A 16,795-nucleotide genomic window follows, 5' to 3' on the forward strand; every position below is an offset into this window, starting at 1 on the left:
ATGACGGACTCGCAGGCGATCCCCACGGACCAGGCGACGGACCCGGCCGAGCAGCAGGCCGCGGAGCAGGCCGAGGGCCAGGTCACGGATCAGGCCAAGAACCAGGCCACGGACCAGGTCACGGAGCAGGCCACCGGCCAGGCCACGGAGCAGGCCGAAAGCCCGGCCGCGGAGCAGGCCGCCGCCACGGCCCCCGCCCCGAGCGGCACCAACCCCGTCGCGCCGGCGCCCGCCGGGGCGCGCACGGCCGCCGACGTCGTCACGCCCGAGCTGGTCGCCCGGCTGGTCCGCGGGGTCGCGGGCTCCGGCCGCACCGCCAACCACACCCCCTTCACCGGGGCGAAGCTGGCGGACCTGCCCGAGGCCACCCCCGAGGACGTCGCCGAGGCCTTCGCCCGCGCCCGCGCCGCCCAGGGCGCGTGGGCCGCGACCCCCGTCAAGGCCCGCGCGGCCGTGCTGCTGCGCTTCCACGACCTGATCCTCCAGCGGCAGGGCGAGATCCTCGACCTCATCCAGCTGGAGACCGGCAAGGCGCGGCTGCACGCCCACGAGGAGGTCCAGTCGGTCGCCGTCGCCGCCCGCCACTACGGCCGCAAGGCCCCCGCCTACCTGCGGCCCAAGCACCACACCGGCGTCGTGCCGACCCTCACCAAGGTGACCGAGCTGCGTCAGCCGCGCGGGGTCGTCGGCCAGATCGCCCCCTGGAACTACCCGCTGGAGCTCTCGGTCGGCGACGCGCTGCCCGCGTTCGTCGCCGGCAACGCCGTCGTGATGAAGCCCGACACCGAGACCGCGCTGACCGCGCTGTGGGCCCGCGACCTGCTCATCGAGGCCGGTCTGCCCGCCGAGGTCTTCCAGGTCGTCATCGGCGAGGGCCCGGTCGTCGGCCCCGAGGTCGTCCGCCACGCCGACTACGTCTCCTTCACCGGCTCCACCCGCACCGGCCGCGAGGTCGCCCAGGGCGCGGCGGCCCGGCTCGTCGGCGTCACCCTGGAGCTCGGCGGCAAGAACGCGATGCTCGTCCTCGAGGACGCCGACATCGAGAAGGCCGCCGCCGGCGCCGTGCGCGCCTGCTTCTCCTCCGCGGGTCAGCTCTGCATCTCCATCGAGCGGCTGTACGTCCACGAGTCCGTCGCCGACGCCTTCGTCGCCCGCTTCGCCGCCCGGACGAAGGCCATGCGGCTCGGCAACTCCCTCGCGTACGGCGCCGACATGGGCTCGCTCGTCGGCGAGCGGCAGCTGGAGACCGTCTCCCGGCACGTCGACGAGGCCGTCGCCAAGGGTGCCAAGCTGGTCGCCGGCGGTGTCGCCCGCCCCGACATCGGCCCGCTCTTCTACGAGCCGACCATCCTCGACGGCGTCGAGGCCCCGATGGCGGTGTGCACCGAGGAGACCTTCGGCCCGGTCGTCTCGATCTACCGCTTCCGCGACGAGGACGAGGCCGTCGAGCTGGCCAACGGCACCCCGTACGGACTGAACTCCTCCGTGTGGACGACGGACTCCCGCCGCGGCCACGCGATCGCCGCCCGGCTGCGCACCGGCACGGTCAACATCAACGAGGGCTACGCGCCCGCGTACGGCAGCGTCCGCGCCCCGATGGGCGGCATGAAGGACTCCGGCCTCGGCCGGCGCCACGGCTCCGAGGGCATCCTCAAGTTCACCGAGGCCCAGACCGTCGCCCAGCAGCGGCTCGTCCCGCTCGCCCCCTCCTTCGGGATGGACGACGAGAAGTACGCGGCGTTCATGAGCACCTCCCTGAAGCTGATGAAGGCCCTGCGCCTGCGCTGACCCGCCGCCCCACCCGCCCGCCCCTTTCTCGTCCGAGGAGAGCCATGACCGCGGTACCCCCTGCCCAGAACCAGGTCGAGGACGGCTCGTACGGCGGCTTCGCCGACGACGCGTACGACTACGACGTCATCGTCGTCGGCTCCGGCTTCGGCGGTTCGGTCACGGCCCTGCGCCTGACCGAGAAGGGCTACCGGGTCGGCGTCCTGGAGGCCGGCCGCCGCTTCACCCGCGCGAGCCTGCCCAAGAACTCCTGGGACCTGAAGAACTTCCTGTGGGCCCCCGCGCTCGGCCTCTACGGCATCCAGCGCATCCACCTGCTCGGCAACGTCATGGTGCTGGCCGGCGCGGGCGTGGGCGGCGGCTCCCTCAACTACGCCAACACCCTCTACGAGCCGCTCGCGCCGTTCTTCGAGGACCCGCAGTGGAAGGACATCACCGACTGGCGGGCGGAGCTCTCGCCGTACTACGACCAGGCCAAGCGGATGCTGGGCGTCCGGCTCAACCCGACGATGACCCCCTCCGACGTGCACCTCAAGGCCACCGCCCAGGCCATGGGGATCGGCGACACCTTCCACATGGCCCCGGTCGGCGTCTTCTTCGGTGACGGCGCCGACGCCGACGGGTCCCCGAAGGTGCGCGCGAAGCCCGGCGGCGAGGTCGCCGACCCCTACTTCGGCGGCGCGGGCCCCTCCCGCAAGGCCTGCACCGAGTGCGGCGAGTGCATGACCGGCTGCCGCCACGGCGCCAAGAACACCCTCAACGAGAACTACCTCTACCTCGCCGAGCAGGCCGGCGCGGTCGTCCACCCGATGACCTCGGTCGTCGCCCTCACCGAGGACTCGCGCGGCGGCTACGCGGTCAGGACCCTGCCGACCGACAACAGGAAGAAGGGCGCCGGCCGGACCTTCCGTGCCCCCCGCGTGGTCGTCGCGGCCGGCACGTACGGCACGCAGACCCTGCTGCACCGGATGAAGGACACCGGGCTGCTGCCCCACATCTCCGGCCGGCTCGGCGAGCTGACCCGGACGAACTCGGAGGCGCTCGTCGGCTCGCAGACCACCGACCGCCGCTACCGCAAGCGGCACGGCAAGGACCGGGTCGACTTCACCCGGGGCGTCGCGATCACCTCCTCGATCCACCCGGACGAGAACACCCACATCGAGCCCGTCCGCTACGGCAAGGGCTCCAACTCCATGGGCGGCATGACCGTCCTCCAGGTGCCCTACGGCGCCCACCGGGTCCGCAACTGGCTCCTCGAACTGGTCAAGCACCCGGCGCTCGCCGTGCGCTCGCTGTCCAACTTCCGCTGGTCGGAGCGGACCATCATCGGACTGGTCATGCAGTCCCTGGACAACTCCCTGACGACCTTCCGCAAGCCCGGCGGCCTCGGCAAGGGCCTGCTCACCGCCCGGCAGGGCCACGGCGCGCCCAACCCGACCCAGATCGAGGCGGCGACCCGGGCCGCCTCCCTGATGGCCGAGGAGATCAACGGCTTCGCCGGCTCCAACATCGGCGAACTGATGGGCACCCCGCTCACCGCGCACTTCCTGGGCGGCTGCCCGATCGGCGCGGACGCGGACTCGGGCGTCATCGACCCGTACCACCGCCTCTACGGTCACCCGGGCATCTCCGTCGTCGACGGCGCGGCGGTCTCCGCCAACCTCGGCGTCAACCCCTCGCTGACGATCACGGCGCAGGCGGAGCGGGCGATGTCCTTCTGGCCGAACAAGGGCGAGGAGGATCCGCGTCCGCGTCAGGGCGAGGCCTACGTCCGCCTCGCCCCGGTCGAGCCCAAGTCCCCGGCGGTCCCCGCGGAGGCCTTCGGCGCGCTGAGGCTGCCGTTCCTGGGGATCCCGGCCGTACCGCCGAAGAAGGTGTGAGACGGGGCAGGCGAGGCCCCGCGCTCGATTCCCCGGAGAGCCCTGGAGATTCCCCCGGGGATTCCCGGGGATTCCCGGGGATTGCCCCGAGATTCCACAAAAGCGGAGAGGCGCTGCACCCCCCTCCGAGTGCAGCGCCTCTCCAGCTTCTGGGTGGTGCTGCATAGATGACCGGTGACCTGGGGGATTGGTTGTAGCGCGCTCACGAGATCTTTATGTGACGCGCGTCACGTATCCGGAGGCGGGACGTGCAGGGGCCCCGCGTCGCGATTCCGGTCGCGGTCGCGGGGCCCCTGGGGAAAGCGGCGCCGGGGGAGTGGAGTGCGCCGCTGGAGTGGGAAGTGCGGTGGGAACGGGGACGGTGTGGGGGTCTCGGGTCGTTCGGCCGGTTGCGGTCGGCCCCGGGCGTCCCCGGGACCGACCGCCCTTTCTGGGTGACCGGGCTGCTGTCCCCTGCCGTCCGGTCACGCGCGCTGGAGCGAGGTCCCACGACGCACCAGAGGTACGTCACACGCCCCAGCGAAGCCACGCGTGGTCTTTTTCGGGCCCGCCCCTGGCTGGCACGGACAACACCACCAACGAAGCGGCGCCCGGCCCGGTCACGCGCCGTACGGGTGAGGCCGCGCCCGAACTCGGGTGCGGGGGAGCACCCCCGCCGGCCACGGGCCGTAGGACGCGGCACCGGCGGGCCTCGCGGGCGCGGCCCCGGCCCGGCTCGTCAGATGCGGCCCCGGCACAGCTCCAGCATCGTCATCGCGAGCGCGGTGCCCGGCTTGCCCAGCGCGTCGCGGTAGTGGCCGAGGACCTCCATCTCGCGGGCCAGGTTCACCCGGCGGCCGCCGGAGGAGATCCGGGCCTCCTGGATCACGGCCGAGACGGCGACCCGCTCCTGGATCAGGCCGATGATCCGGTCGTCGAGCGCGTCGATGCGCTCACGGGCGTCACCGATCAGCGCCGCCGCCTCGTCGGTGCGGGCGCCGGTCTTCTCGGTCTGGGTCATCGCGGTCATGTCGGGGCTCCTCGTGGTTCTCGGTGCCCCGGAGCGGCAAGGCCCGGAGGAAAGCAGAACGCCCCGGGCCTTGTCGGCCCGGGGCGCCTGGGAAGTCGCTTGTCAGTTGCTCAAGCAGCACGACCATGGCAGCCGGTGGGCCGGTTGCCATAGGTAAACAGGAAGGTCGTGAGCTTGCGCATGGCCCCAGTATGGACCCCGACGCGGCCCCGGTCACAAACCGGGTTCGGATGGTGAGACGAAAACCGGCCGTGGCGCGCCGGTAGAATCGACAAATAGCCCCCCTTCGGGGGAACCCCTCCTACCGCCGGAAGGCCGCCGTAGTGTCATCAGCGACCCCCGCTGCCGCGCCCGACGTCACCAACCCGGACGTAGTCCTCGTTGTCGACTTCGGCGCCCAGTACGCCCAGCTCATCGCCCGCCGCGTCCGTGAGGCCCGGGTCTACAGCGAGATCGTCCCGTCCACCATGCCGGTGGCCGAGATGCTGGCCAAGAACCCGAAGGCGATCATCCTCTCCGGCGGCCCGTCCTCCGTGTACGCGGAGGGCGCCCCCCGCCTCGACCGAGCGCTGTTCGAAGCCGGCGTCCCCGTCTTCGGCATGTGCTACGGCTTCCAGCTGATGGCGACCACCCTCGGCGGCACCGTGGACAACACGGGTGCCCGCGAGTACGGCCGTACGCCTCTGCACGTCTCCAAGGCCGGCTCGACCCTCTTCGAGGGCACCCCGACCGAGCAGTCCGTGTGGATGTCGCACGGCGACGCCTGCTCGGCCGCCCCCGAGGGCTTCACCGTCACCGCGTCCACCGACGTCGTGCCGGTCGCCGCCTTCGAGAACGACGAGAAGAAGCTGTACGGCGTCCAGTACCACCCCGAGGTGCTGCACTCCACGCACGGCCAGCAGATCCTGGAGCACTTCCTCTACCGCGGCGCCGGCATCGAGCCCAGCTGGACCACCGGCAACGTCATCGAGGAGCAGGTCGCGGCCATCCGCGCCCAGGTCGGCGACAAGCGCGCCATCTGCGGCCTGTCCGGCGGCGTCGACTCCGCCGTGGCCGCCGCCCTCGTGCAGAAGGCCATCGGCTCGCAGCTCACCTGCGTCTACGTCGACCACGGTCTGATGCGCAAGGGCGAGACCGAGCAGGTCGAGAAGGACTTCGTGGCCGCCACCGGCGTCCAGCTGAAGGTCGTCGACGCGCAGGAGCGGTTCCTCACCGCGCTCGCCGGCGTCTCCGACCCGGAGACCAAGCGGAAGATCATCGGCCGCGAGTTCATCCGCGTCTTCGAGCAGGCGCAGCTGGAGATCCTCCAGGAGGAGGGCCCCGAGGTCGCGTTCCTGGTCCAGGGCACGCTCTACCCGGACATCGTCGAGTCCGGCGGCGGCACCGGCACCGCCAACATCAAGTCGCACCACAACGTGGGCGGCCTCCCCGACGACATCGAGTTCCAGCTCGTCGAGCCGCTGCGCCAGCTGTTCAAGGACGAGGTCCGCATGGTCGGCCAGGAGCTCGGCCTGCCGGAGGAGATCGTCCAGCGCCAGCCGTTCCCCGGCCCCGGCCTCGGCATCCGCATCGTCGGCGAGGTCACCAAGGAGCGCCTGGACCTGCTGCGCGAGGCCGACGCCATCGCCCGCGAGGAGCTGACGGCCGCCGGTCTGGACCGCGAGATCTGGCAGTGCCCGGTCGTGCTGCTCGCCGACGTCCGCTCCGTGGGCGTCCAGGGCGACGGCCGCACCTACGGCCACCCGATCGTGCTGCGTCCGGTCTCGTCCGAGGACGCCATGACGGCGGACTGGTCGCGCCTGCCGTACGAGGTGCTCGCCCGCATCTCGACCCGGATCACCAACGAGGTCGCCGACGTCAACCGCGTCGTCCTCGACGTGACGAGCAAGCCGCCGGGCACCATCGAGTGGGAGTAGTCCCTCCCCTCGCGCCGAGACAAGCGCCTGAGACCGCCGTCCCCGTCCACCACGGGGGCGGCGGTCTCGCCGTTTGTGCGGGCCCCTACGGACCGAGCCTCCGGAGCGCCTCCACCGACTCGCTCCGTACGGGCTCCGCCGGCTCGGTCCGTAGGGGCTCCGCCGGCTCGGTCCGTACGGGCTCCGCCGACTTGGTCCGTACGGGCTCTGGTCACTTGCGGGGGCGGGCGTTACCTTCCGGCGCATGACCGAGATACCGGCGCCCGTCCCCGTCGAGCAGCTCCACTTCGCCATGCCGCCCGTCCACGCGACGGCCGCCGAGGAGCGCACCCACCGCAAGCAGCGACTCGCCGCCGCGCTCCGGGTCTTCGGGAGTCTCGGGTACGAGGAGGGGGTCTCCGGTCACATCACCGCCCGCGACCCGGAGCACCCCGACTGCTTCTGGGTGAACCCCTTCGGCGCCCCCTTCGCCGAGCTCACCGCGAGCGACCTGATCCTCGTCGACGGCGCGGGCCGGGTCGTCTACGGCGCCCACCACGTCAACCAGGCCGCGTTCACCGTGCACGCCGAGGTCCACCGGGCCCGGCCCGACGTGGTGGCGGTCGCGCACACCCACTCCCCGCACGGGCGGGCCCTGGCCGCCCTCGGCGAGCTGATCGACCCGATCACCCAGGAGGCCTGCGCCTTCTACCAGGACCACGCCCTCTACGACGCGTACACCGGGGTCACCGTCGACCCGGAGGAGGGCCGGCGGATCGCGGTCGGCCTCGGCCCCTTCAAGGGGATCGTGCTGCGCAACCACGGGCTGCTCACCGTCGGCTCCTCCGTGGACGCGGCGGCCTGGTGGTTCATCGCCATGGAACGCTGCGCCCAGGTGCAGCTGACCGCGCGGGCGGCGGGCAAGCCGGTGCTGATCGACCACCGGGACGCCGTCGCCACCCGCGAACAGCTCGGCAACGACCTGGTCGCCTGGATCAACTACCAGCCGCTGTGGCGGCGGATCAGCCGCGCGGAGCCCGAACTCCTGTCGTAGAAGGTGCCTTTACGTCAATGTGATGACTCTTCAATCACTCCTGTGCGGGGTGTGCAGAGCGCTCGGAGTGCGTGGTCGGTGCGGCACAATTCCCAGGAATCAACAGCCAGTTGACTCCCGTCGACACCAGTTGACGAAGGCATTCGACCGACCGGGAAGTGGGCGGCGCCGTGGCGGTGCAAGAGGCGAGACAGTGCGGGGCGGAACCGGACGGCGGCGGCTGCCCGCACTGCGACGGCTCCGGCCACCGGCGCGCCGTCGCCGCCTTCCTGGCCCGCCGCGACGAGCTCGCCACGGGCCACGGCGTGCCCGCCGCCCTCGCCCACTCGCCGGTCGCCTCCCGCCAGTGGGTCTCCGACGAACTCGCCCAGTCCGCCCGCACCGTCACCGCCCGCGGCCGGGAGGCGGGCGCGGCCCGGCTCGGCCGGGTGCGCCGCGGCACCCTCGCCGCCGTCTGGGGCGCCGTGCTCGCCCTCCTCCTCGGGCAGGCCCTCACCGCCATGGGTACGGGATGGACGGGGACCCGCACGGCCGCGCTGGCCGCCGCCGTCCTGCCGGCCCTCGCGCTCACCGCGGTCGCCCGGCTGCACCGCGCCCGCGGCGGGATCCTCGCCCCGCTTCTCGGCGAGGACCGGCGGCTCTCCACCTCCCGCACCGTCGCCGCCTGCTGGCTCCTCCTCTGCGTCTACGCCGTGCTGCTGCTCTGTCTGCGGCTGGCCGGCGGGGCGGACGGGGTGGACCTGGGCCTGCGGCGCGGCGCCGGACTGCTCGCCGTCTTCGCCCTCGTCTCCGTCGTCGCCGTCACCGCCCGCCTGATCGTCTCGCTGAGGGTCGCGGCGCGGCGGCTGCAGAAGGTCCGCGCCGACCGCCCGCGCCCCGCCGACCTGCTGTGCGACGACGACGGGCAGGCCAGCCTCACCGACGTCCAGTACGTCCTGGTCTCCGGCGCGGTGCTCCTGCTCGCCGCCGTCCGGCTCGGCCGCACCCCCGACCGGCTGCCCGAACTGCCCTGGGCCCTGGTGCTCCTGGTCGCCGTCTCCGCCGCCGGTTACCTCGCCGGCAAGTGCGTGGAGGGCGGACGGCCCAAGATCTTCTCGGTGGTCCGGGCGCGCGAGGCGGGCGACCTGGACGCCCCGATCCGCACCGGCGACGACATCGAGATCCGCGGCACCGGCTTCGTCCCGGCCGGGGCGGCCGGCCCCGAGCCCCTGACCCGGCTCGTCGTGCGGATCGGCCCGGTCCACGCCCATGTCCCGCTCGTCCCCGTCCCCGGAGGCTTCGCCAACCCGACCGACACCGCCCTGACCGTGCCCCTCCCCGCCGATGTCGAACCGGGCCGGGTCGAGGTGTCGGTCGTGACGGCCGCCGGGGTCGAGACCAACCGGGTCACGATCGACGTCGTCGACTGAGCCCCCCTCCCCGGCCACGGGAAAGCCGGGGAGAATCGTTCCGCGGAACCGGCCGGCACAGCGGCCCGGACCGTGAGCGGCACGGGCAGTGCGCGGGGCGTGGAGAGGCGGCTTGGGATGGCGGAACGGTCGGGTTCGGGTACGAGTTCGGGTTCGGGTTCGGATGCGGGTTCAGGTTCGGGCGCGGAGAGCGGACCGGGCGGGGCGGCGGACGGTCGCGGGGGCTTCGGCGGTCTCGGCGCTTCCGGTGGGCGAGGCGGTCTCGGCGCGGACGGCTGGAAGGCCCTCGCCTCCCGCTACGCCCTCGTGCCGCTGCGGATCTTCCTCGGCATCACCTTCGTCTACGCCGGGCTCGACAAGCTGACCGACCCCGGCTTCCTCGCCGACACCGGTCCCGGGTCGATCGGCGAGGTCATGCGGGGCGTCCGGGACACCTCGGCCCTCCCGGCCCTGGTGGACCTGGCCCTCCACAGCCCCGTCGGCTTCGGCTACGCCATCGCGCTCGGCGAGCTGCTGGTCGGGGTCGGGACCCTGTTCGGCCTGTACGGCAGGGTCGCCGCGCTCGGCGGGGCGCTGATCTCGCTGAGCCTCTGGCTGACCGTGAGCTGGCAGGTGAACCCGTACTACCTCGGCAACGACCTCGCCTATCTCATGTCGTGGCTCCCGCTGCTGCTCGCCGGGACCCCCGTGCTCTCGCTCGACGCCCTCCTCGCCGAGCGGCGCCGTACCCCGTAGGCGATCCAGGACGTCAGGGCCGCGAGGACCAGGGCGCCGCCCAGCACCGGGATCACCAGGAACCAGCCGACGGACCAGCGGCCCGCGGCGTCGCCCGCGTAGAGGCCCGCGAGGGCGAGGGCGGCGAGGCCCAGGACGAGGCGGCCGGGGCGGAACTCATGAACCAGCACGGGTGACCTCCACCTGTCCGAGTCCGACCTTCAGGAAGAGGTCGAGGGTGCCGCCCGCCGGGACGCCCGGCGGCGGTGCGAGCGTCCGGGTCTCGTCGAGCCCCGGCGCGATGTCGATGTCGTCCGCCGCGCGCGTGGGCCGCGCGGACCCGCTCGGTGCGGGCTCCGCGGCCGACCGCGGAGCCGCCGACGGGGCGGCCGCCGACGGGGTGGCCGTCGCCGGGGTGGCCGCCGACGGGGTGGCCGTCGCCGCCGGTGCGTTCGGGGCCGCCGGTGCGTTCGGCGCCGGGGGCGAGGCCACCGGGGTGGCGGGCGTCTGCTGGGCGGGCAGCCGGAGATCGCCGAGGCCCGCCTGGGCCCGCAGCCTCACCGTGACGTTCCTCGGGACGATCACCTTCAGCCGTCCGGCGCCGACCTCCGCCTGCGTCACCACCGTCGTGCCCGCGGGGACGGCCAGGCCGGACAGGTCCAGCGTGCCGACGCCGAGGCCCAGCTCGTACCGGGGCTGCACGGCCGCGACGGCCGCCGGGCGCCAGGTCTCGCGGACCCACTCCGTCGGGATGTCCTTCGGCAGCGCCGAGGCCCCCGCGAGCAGACCCGCCGTCACGACCGCGAGGAACACCGTGCCGAAGCCGGTCCGGCCGACGAGGCTGCTGACGACCAGGCCCAGACCGAACACCGCGAGCGCCGCGGCGAGACCGATCTGCAGGCTCGTGCCCAGCGGATGCGTGTGCCAGGAGAGCCCGGTGCCGAGGCCGCCCGCCACCAGGGCGAGCAGGAAGACCAGACCGCCGATGGACGGCGGGCTCGTGCGCACCCGGGTCGACGGCGTGGGCCGCTCCGGCGCGGCGGACGGCGGACCCCACTGGCTGCCGGGCGCCGGGACCTCGCCGCCGATCGTGCCGTCCTCGTCGAGGACGCCGTGCGGACCCCACATGTAGCCCACGGCGATCCTGCCGGTCGAGCCGTCCTTGACGATCGGGTCCCGCCACCAGGACGGGAACTCGACCAGCGGTGGGGCCTTGGTCTCGGGCGGCGCCTCGGCGACCGCGAGCGCCGCGGCCGCGTCTATCCGGCCGCCCTCCTCGGCGGTCGCGGCGACCGTGCGGCGACGCTGCGACCACACCGCGGCCCCGCTCACCCCGAGCGACAGCAGCAGGGCGAAGGCCAGCGTCCCGCCGTTGTGCAGCATCGACAGGAAGATCCCGCAGCCGATCAGGGCCGTCAGGACCGCCGTCAGCGAGGAGCCGGAGACCCGGCCGGTCAGCAGCCGACGCCCCTCGCTCTCCTCCTCGCCCGCGAGCGGGACCAGCAGCCACGCGAAGCCGTAGAAGATCAGCCCGACGCCGCCGGTCACCGCCAGCACGCCGAGCGCGATCCGGAAGATCACCGGGTCCAGGTCGAAGTGCCGGCCGAGACCGCCGCACACGCCGGCCACGACCTTCTGCCCGCGCGACCTGCGCAGGGGCGCGGCGGGCGCGGCCTCCGCCGGCGGCGGGGCCTCGTGGTGCGAAGGCGTCGAACTCGTCATGTCTCCATGGTGACGGCCCGTGACGCCCGGCGGCACCGGGACCGACCCTGCCTTGACCCTGATCTTCCGGGGCCCCGACACCCCGCCCGAACCCCGAGACGGCTCGGGGGCCGATATCCGGGCGGACCCTGATGTCCCGGAAGGGCCGGACGTGTGACGATCAATGCATGTCCGCAGCCGCCCGTGTCGCAGAGACCGACGAACCGCCCGCCCGCAGGCTCTACCGGAGCGCCGACGGCCGGATGCTCGGCGGTGTCGCGCGCGGCCTCGCCGGACACCTCGGGCTGCCCGTGATCTGGGTCCGCGCCTTCTTCGTGGCCCTGATGCTCACGGACGGCCTCGGCGCGCTGCTGTACGGCGTGTTCTGGATCATCGTGCCGCTCGGGGTCGGCGGCCGCGCCGCGCCCCGGCCGGTCTTCGAGACGACACCGGACGGCCGCAGACGCCTCCGCAAGCCCGACAAGGGCCAGATCTTCGCGCTGATCGCGGCGGCGCTCGGCGCCTCCGTCTTCATCGGCAACCTCAACGTGGACAAGGAGGCCGGCCGGTACGTCTGGCCCTCGCTGCTGATAGGCGTCGGCGTCATCCTCGTCTGGCGGCAGGCGGACAACGCCCGCCGGGCCAGCTGGAGCGACCCCGGCCGCAGGAGACGCGTCCTGCAGCTCGTCCGCGGACTCGTCGGCGTCGCGCTCGTCGGCACGGGCCTCGCCGTCTTCCTCGTGGTCCGCGGCTCCGTCGCCCAGCTCGGCACGGCGCTCACCGCGGCCGTCGCGGTCCTCACCGGCATCGCGCTGCTCGCCGGCCCCTGGCTGGTGCGCATGTCCCAGGACCTCAACGAGGAGCGCACCCTGCGCATCCGGGCCCAGGAGCGCGCCGAGGTCGCGGCCCACGTCCACGACTCCGTCCTGCACACCCTCACCCTGATCCAGCGCAACGCCGACGATCCCGGCGAGGTCCGCCGGCTGGCCCGGGCCCAGGAGCGGGAGCTGCGCAACTGGCTGTACAAGCCGGAGGGCACGGGCAAGGACGCCGACGAGGAGCCGGCCACCCTCGCCGAGGCGGTCAAGCGGGCCGCGGCCGAGGTCGAGGACAAGCACGGCGTCCCGCTGGAGGTCGTGGTCGTCGGCGACTGCCCGCTCGACGAGAAACTGGGCGCGCAGATGCAGGCCGCGCGCGAGGCGATGGTCAACGCCGCCAAGTACGGTGGCGAGGGCGGACCGGTGCAGGTCTACGCGGAGGTGGAGGGCCGTTCGGTCTTCGTCTCGGTGAAGGACCGCGGCCCGGGCTTCGACCTGGACGCGGTCCCCGACGACCGCATGGGCGTACGAGAATCGATCATCGGCCGGATGCAGCGCAACGGCGGATCGGCGCGGCTGAGGTCCGTGCCGGGCGGGGGCACCGAAGTGGAGCTCGAGATGGAGAGGGCGGACGGATGAGCGACGAGACGGGGACCGGGAGCGGGGCGGCGGCGCCGGGTGCGGAGCGCCGGGTGCGGGTCGTGCTCGTCGACGACCACCGGATGTTCCGCACGGGGGTGCAGGCCGAGATCGGCCGGACCGATGTGACGGGCGTCGAGGTGGTCGGCGAGGCCGCCGACGTCGACCAGGCGGTGACGGTGATCACCGCCACCCGTCCCGAGGTCGTCCTGCTCGACGTGCATCTGCCGGGCGGCGGCGGCGTCGAGGTGCTGCGCCGCTGCGCCAGCCTGATGGCGGCGCCCGAGCACCCGGTGCGGTTCCTGGCCCTGTCGGTCTCCGACGCCGCCGAGGACGTGATCGGAGTGATCCGCGGCGGTGCCCGCGGCTATGTCACCAAGACGATCACCGGTACCGACCTGGTCGACTCGATCTTCCGGGTCCAGGAGGGCGACGCCGTCTTCTCCCCTCGCCTCGCGGGCTTCGTCCTCGACGCCTTCGCCTCCACGGACGCGCCGCCCGTGGACGAGGACCTGGACCGGCTGACCCAGCGGGAGCGGGAGGTGCTGCGGCTGATCGCCCGCGGCTATGCCTACAAGGAGATCGCCAAGCAGCTCTTCATCTCGGTGAAGACCGTCGAGTCCCATGTCTCGGCGGTGCTGCGCAAGCTCCAGCTCTCCAACCGGCACGAGCTGACCCGCTGGGCGGCCGCCCGCCGCCTGGTCTGAGACCCGTCCGGGGCCCGGCCGTGAGGCGGGGCCCGTTCACCCCACCCGGGTCGCGCCCGCGAACGGCATCTCGTCGATGGGTGCGATCCGCACCGGGGCACCCGGCCGGGGGGCGTGGATCATCTGGCCGCCGCCGATGTAGAGGCCGACATGGCTGATCCCGGAGTAGAAGAACACCAGGTCGCCCGGGGCCAGCTCGGCGCGCGAGACCCGGCGGCCGGCGTTGATCTGGGTGTAGGTGGTGCGCGGCAGCGAGACCCCGGCCGCCCGCCAGGCCGCCTGGGTGAGCCCCGAGCAGTCGTAGGCGGAGGGGCCGGTCGCGCCCCAGACGTAGGGCTTGCCGAGCTGGGCCTGGGCGAAGGCGACGGCCTCGGCGGCGCGGGTGCCGGGCGCCGTGACGGGGCCGCGGAAGGCCGAGGAGCGGTCGGCCCTGGCCCCCGCCCCGGAGGTGCCGGAGGCCCGTTCGGCCCCGCCGTGGCCGCCGGCGGCCACGGTCGCCTCGTACCGGGCCCTCTCCTCGGCGGTGAGCCGGGCGAGCAGGGACCGTGCCGCGTTCAGCTTGCCCTGCACGGCCGCCTTCTGCCGCCGCAGCTCCGCCTCCTGCGCCCGCAGCTCCCGCAGCCGCCCCTCGGACTCGCCGCGCAGCTGCCGTACGGCCGCCAGCTCACGCCGTACGGCGGCGACGGCCGCGGCCTGCCGGTCCCCGGCCTTCTCGGCGATCGCGGCCCGCTCCAGATACTGGTCCGGGTCGGAGGTGAGGGCGAGCTGGAGGGCGGGGTCGAGACCACCGGAGCGGTACTGCGCGGCGGCGATCATGCCCAGCGCGTCGCGGGACCGGTTCAGCCGCTCGGTCCTGCGGGCCGCCTCGTCGCGCAGCCGGTCGAAGGCCGCGCGTGCCCGGTCCGCCTTCTCCTTCGCCCCGTTGTACTTCTCGGTGGCGACCTCGGCCTGCTCGTAGAGCCGGTCGACCTCCGTCTTGACCTGGGCGGGCGTCGGCCGCGGCGCGGCGTGCCCGGAGCCCTCGAAGACGGTCGCGGTGGCCGCGGAGGCGAGGGCCAGGGTGGCGGCGGTGCGGGCCGCCTGGCCGCCGAGGGGGGAAAGCTTGGGCTTGCGGTGCGCTGCCACGAGGGCGGGTCACATCCTCTCCCTGTGGGGGACGCTGCCCGCCGGGGCCGGCGACGGTCCGCACAGGGGAGACGGGCCGCCGCCGGTCTTTCTCGGCGGGGGTGACCGACAACCGCCGGGTCGGCGGTGGTGGGGAGCCGGTCACCTGGGGCAGGACGCTAAACCTGGCCGCCGGGCGGCTGCGGGGAGATGACCGCTATTGGCGCCAGTTGACGCTCCACGACCGAACCCGTTCGCCCTGGTGACGCTCGGGCGGTGCTTGCGGCAGCCGCCTGACCGATGCACGGGAGGAGGTGGACCCGCCCGGAGGGCGGTGCTACGGCCCCGGTTAGGCTCCGCCCATGGACGTCCTCATCAATGTCTTCGTCGCGCTGCACATCATCGGAATCGCCAGCCTGCTCGGCGGCTTCCTCACCCAGATGAAGGCGATGGGCGCGGGCACCGCCCGCTTCGTCCCGGCGATGCTGCACGGCGCCCTGACGATGCTCGTCACCGGTGTCGCCCTGGTCGGCCTCAACCAGGCCGACGACCACACGGTCAACAACCTCAAGGTCGGCATCAAGCTGCTGATCCTCGTGGTGATCCTCGGCCTGGTCTACGTCAAGCGCGACGAGGAGAAGGTCGACAAGGCCCTCTTCGGCGCCGTCGGCGGCCTCACCATGGCGAACATCTTCATCGCGACCCTCTGGGTCTGACGGTTCAGACCGGGCGCACCCCGCCGTAGATCGGCATGTAGTAGATCGACTCCTCGCGCACGTACGCGCCGGGCTTCGGCGCGTGGATCATCATCCCGTCGCCGAGGTAGATCCCGACGTGGCTGATGTCGTCGTAGAAGAAGACGAGGTCGCCGGGGAGCAGATCCGCCGTGGCCACCCGGGTGCCGACCTTCACCTGGTCCCAGGTCGTGCGGGGCAGGTCGACGCCCGCCGCGCGCCACGCCGCCTGGGTCAGCCCCGAGCAGTCGTACGAGCTCGGGCCCGTCGCCCCCCACACGTACGGCTTGCCGATCTGGGCGCGGGCGAAGGAGAGCGCGAGCCCGGCCTTGGCCGCGTACGTCGAGCCCGAAGGGGGCGGGGCGGTCGACGCCGGGGGCGTCGTCGTGGTCGGCGTCGGGCTCGGCTCCGCCCGCTCCTGACGCAGCCGCTCGGCCGCTGCCGCCGCCTCCGCATCGGCACGCTCCCGCGCCTTGCGGCGGGCCTCGGCCTCCCGCTTGCGCTCCAGCTCCGCGAGGTGCGCCTTCTCCTCGGCCGTGAGCCGCGCGAGCAGCGTCCGCGCCTCGGCCAGCTTCTCCTGCACGGTCCGCTTGCTGGTCCGCAGCGCCGTCTGCGAGGCGGTCAGCTCCGCCAGCTTCTCCGTCGCCTCCGTCCGCTTCCTCGCCGTGGCGGCGCGCTGGGACTCGTACGCGGCGATCTGCGTCCGCTGCCGCTCCGAGAGCCGGTCCATGAGGTGCGACTGGTCGAAGTAGTCCTGCGGGCTGTCCGCGAAGATCAGGGTCGCGGTGGGGCCGACGGAGCCCGCGCGGTACTGGGCCGCCGCGTACGCGCCGAGGGAGCGGCGCGAGACGTTGATCGCCTCCGTGCGGCGGGCCACGTCGTCGAGGAGCCGGCCGACCTCGCCCCGCTGCCGGTCGGTGGCCTCCTTGGCGCGGTCGTACTGCTGAGTGGCCGTGCCGGCCTCCCGGTACAGCTGGTCGACCTTCTTCCCGACCTCTTCGACCGTCGGCTTCGGCGCGGCGGGCGCGGCCAGTGCGCCCTGGGCGGGCAGCAGCGTGACGGAGGCGAGCGCGGCCGTCGTGACGCCGACGGCGGTGGAGTGGGAGCGGGTGCTGCGCGGCTTGCGGTGGGACGCCAAGGCCGGCATCTCCTTCCGTGGACGCCGACCGGTACGGGCGGGGGTTCGGCGTGGGCCGCCCGATCGGCGTGGTTCGCCGACGCCAAGCGAGGGGTAGGGGACGGGCCGCTTGGGCGAGCACGCTAGCGACCCCCGGGACGCCTGGGAAGGCCGGTGCGCCGTATGTCCGATACGTATCCGTGACCCGAACCGGACGGTCGCCGTC

General features: G+C 73.6%; 14 protein-coding genes. 9 read left to right on the forward strand and 5 right to left on the reverse strand.

Going from position 1 to position 16,795, the window contains the following annotated elements:
* Both ACH414_RS16805 and ACH414_RS16810 read left to right on the forward strand, forming a co-directional pair.
* Nucleotides 1-1,788 carry a succinic semialdehyde dehydrogenase gene (locus ACH414_RS16805; protein ID WP_398942219.1) on the forward strand — a complete coding sequence of 596 codons (1,788 nt, stop codon included), beginning with the start codon at nucleotides 1-3 and terminating at the stop codon, nucleotides 1,786-1,788.
* 44 nt (nucleotides 1,789-1,832) lie between these two features.
* Nucleotides 1,833-3,668: a GMC oxidoreductase gene (locus ACH414_RS16810; RefSeq protein WP_386568272.1), complete on the forward strand. Its 1,836-nt coding sequence runs from the start codon at nucleotides 1,833-1,835 to the stop codon at nucleotides 3,666-3,668.
* A 718-nt stretch (nucleotides 3,669-4,386) separates the two neighbouring features.
* On the opposite strand, the gene ACH414_RS16815 is transcribed toward ACH414_RS16810, so the two are convergent.
* Complete coding sequence (locus ACH414_RS16815) at nucleotides 4,387-4,677, reverse strand: chorismate mutase (protein WP_116159290.1); 291 nt, start codon at nucleotides 4,675-4,677, stop codon at nucleotides 4,387-4,389.
* 323 nt (nucleotides 4,678-5,000) lie between these two features.
* Here ACH414_RS16815 and guaA point away from each other — a divergent pair, with 323 nt between their 5' ends.
* The 4 genes from guaA (at nucleotide 5,001) to ACH414_RS16835 (ending at nucleotide 9,770) form a co-directional block, all read left to right on the forward strand.
* Entirely contained in the window at nucleotides 5,001-6,593 is a 1,593-nt protein-coding gene (guaA, locus tag ACH414_RS16820) for a glutamine-hydrolyzing GMP synthase (RefSeq protein WP_382532395.1), read from the forward strand.
* 244 nt (nucleotides 6,594-6,837) lie between these two features.
* Nucleotides 6,838-7,626 (forward strand): class II aldolase/adducin family protein, encoded by a 789-nt coding sequence (locus ACH414_RS16825; RefSeq protein ID WP_382532393.1) that lies wholly within the window; start codon nucleotides 6,838-6,840, stop codon nucleotides 7,624-7,626.
* 170 nt (nucleotides 7,627-7,796) lie between these two features.
* The gene (locus ACH414_RS16830; RefSeq protein ID WP_386568266.1) at nucleotides 7,797-9,035 is read left to right on the forward strand and encodes a hypothetical protein; all 1,239 of its coding nucleotides are present in this window, start codon (nucleotides 7,797-7,799) and stop codon (nucleotides 9,033-9,035) included.
* 117 nt (nucleotides 9,036-9,152) lie between these two features.
* The gene (locus ACH414_RS16835) at nucleotides 9,153-9,770 is read left to right on the forward strand and encodes a DoxX family protein (protein WP_382532390.1); all 618 of its coding nucleotides are present in this window, start codon (nucleotides 9,153-9,155) and stop codon (nucleotides 9,768-9,770) included.
* On the opposite strand, the gene ACH414_RS16840 is transcribed toward ACH414_RS16835, so the two are convergent.
* Both ACH414_RS16840 and ACH414_RS16845 read right to left on the reverse strand, forming a co-directional pair.
* Complete coding sequence (locus tag ACH414_RS16840) at nucleotides 9,680-9,940, reverse strand: hypothetical protein (protein WP_382532388.1); 261 nt, start codon at nucleotides 9,938-9,940, stop codon at nucleotides 9,680-9,682. The two genes, ACH414_RS16835 and ACH414_RS16840, sit on opposite strands and share 91 nt — an antisense overlap.
* Nucleotides 9,927-11,471, reverse strand: a complete 1,545-nt coding sequence (locus ACH414_RS16845) for a PspC domain-containing protein (RefSeq protein ID WP_398942223.1) — start codon at nucleotides 11,469-11,471, stop codon at nucleotides 9,927-9,929. Before ACH414_RS16845 ends, ACH414_RS16840 begins: the two co-directional genes overlap by 14 nt.
* A gap of 167 nt (nucleotides 11,472-11,638) precedes the next feature.
* Here ACH414_RS16845 and ACH414_RS16850 point away from each other — a divergent pair, with 167 nt between their 5' ends.
* On the forward strand, nucleotides 11,639-12,907 hold the full coding sequence (locus ACH414_RS16850; RefSeq protein WP_382532384.1) for a PspC domain-containing protein: 1,269 nt from the start codon (nucleotides 11,639-11,641) through the stop codon (nucleotides 12,905-12,907).
* The gene (locus tag ACH414_RS16855; protein WP_382532382.1) at nucleotides 12,904-13,614 is read left to right on the forward strand and encodes a LuxR C-terminal-related transcriptional regulator; all 711 of its coding nucleotides are present in this window, start codon (nucleotides 12,904-12,906) and stop codon (nucleotides 13,612-13,614) included. Before ACH414_RS16850 ends, ACH414_RS16855 begins: the two co-directional genes overlap by 4 nt.
* 36 nt (nucleotides 13,615-13,650) lie before the next feature.
* On the opposite strand, the gene ACH414_RS16860 is transcribed toward ACH414_RS16855, so the two are convergent.
* Nucleotides 13,651-14,739, reverse strand: a complete 1,089-nt coding sequence (locus tag ACH414_RS16860) for an NlpC/P60 family protein (protein ID WP_382532380.1) — start codon at nucleotides 14,737-14,739, stop codon at nucleotides 13,651-13,653.
* 341 nt (nucleotides 14,740-15,080) lie between these two features.
* Between ACH414_RS16860 and ACH414_RS16865 the strand changes: the two genes are divergently transcribed.
* Entirely contained in the window at nucleotides 15,081-15,434 is a 354-nt protein-coding gene (locus ACH414_RS16865) for a hypothetical protein (protein ID WP_382532378.1), read from the forward strand.
* Between the two features lie 4 nt (nucleotides 15,435-15,438).
* On the opposite strand, the gene ACH414_RS16870 is transcribed toward ACH414_RS16865, so the two are convergent.
* Entirely contained in the window at nucleotides 15,439-16,599 is a 1,161-nt protein-coding gene (locus ACH414_RS16870) for an NlpC/P60 family protein (protein ID WP_398942224.1), read from the reverse strand.
* Nucleotides 16,600-16,795 lie beyond the last annotated feature (196 nt).

This window comes from Streptomyces sp. NPDC020422 (assembly GCF_044386705.1).
Taxonomy (GTDB): Bacteria; Actinomycetota; Actinomycetes; order Streptomycetales; family Streptomycetaceae; genus Streptomyces.

What these genes read in the sequence shown, in the direction of transcription:
- ACH414_RS16810 (WP_386568272.1), top strand. Translation starts at nt 1,833, where the DNA reads ATGACCGCGGTACCCCCTGCCCAGAACCAGGTCGAGGACGGCTCGTAC.
- ACH414_RS16855 (WP_382532382.1), top strand. Translation starts at nt 12,904, where the DNA reads ATGAGCGACGAGACGGGGACCGGGAGCGGGGCGGCGGCGCCGGGTGCG.
- ACH414_RS16825 (WP_382532393.1), top strand. Translation starts at nt 6,838, where the DNA reads ATGACCGAGATACCGGCGCCCGTCCCCGTCGAGCAGCTCCACTTCGCC.
- ACH414_RS16815 (WP_116159290.1), bottom strand. Translation starts at nt 4,677, where the DNA reads ATGACCGCGATGACCCAGACCGAGAAGACCGGCGCCCGCACCGACGAG.
- ACH414_RS16850 (WP_382532384.1), top strand. Translation starts at nt 11,639, where the DNA reads ATGTCCGCAGCCGCCCGTGTCGCAGAGACCGACGAACCGCCCGCCCGC.
- ACH414_RS16870 (WP_398942224.1), bottom strand. Translation starts at nt 16,599, where the DNA reads ATGCCGGCCTTGGCGTCCCACCGCAAGCCGCGCAGCACCCGCTCCCAC.
- ACH414_RS16865 (WP_382532378.1), top strand. Translation starts at nt 15,081, where the DNA reads ATGGACGTCCTCATCAATGTCTTCGTCGCGCTGCACATCATCGGAATC.
- ACH414_RS16805 (WP_398942219.1), top strand. Translation starts at nt 1, where the DNA reads ATGACGGACTCGCAGGCGATCCCCACGGACCAGGCGACGGACCCGGCC.
- ACH414_RS16835 (WP_382532390.1), top strand. Translation starts at nt 9,153, where the DNA reads ATGGCGGAACGGTCGGGTTCGGGTACGAGTTCGGGTTCGGGTTCGGAT.
- ACH414_RS16845 (WP_398942223.1), bottom strand. Translation starts at nt 11,471, where the DNA reads ATGACGAGTTCGACGCCTTCGCACCACGAGGCCCCGCCGCCGGCGGAG.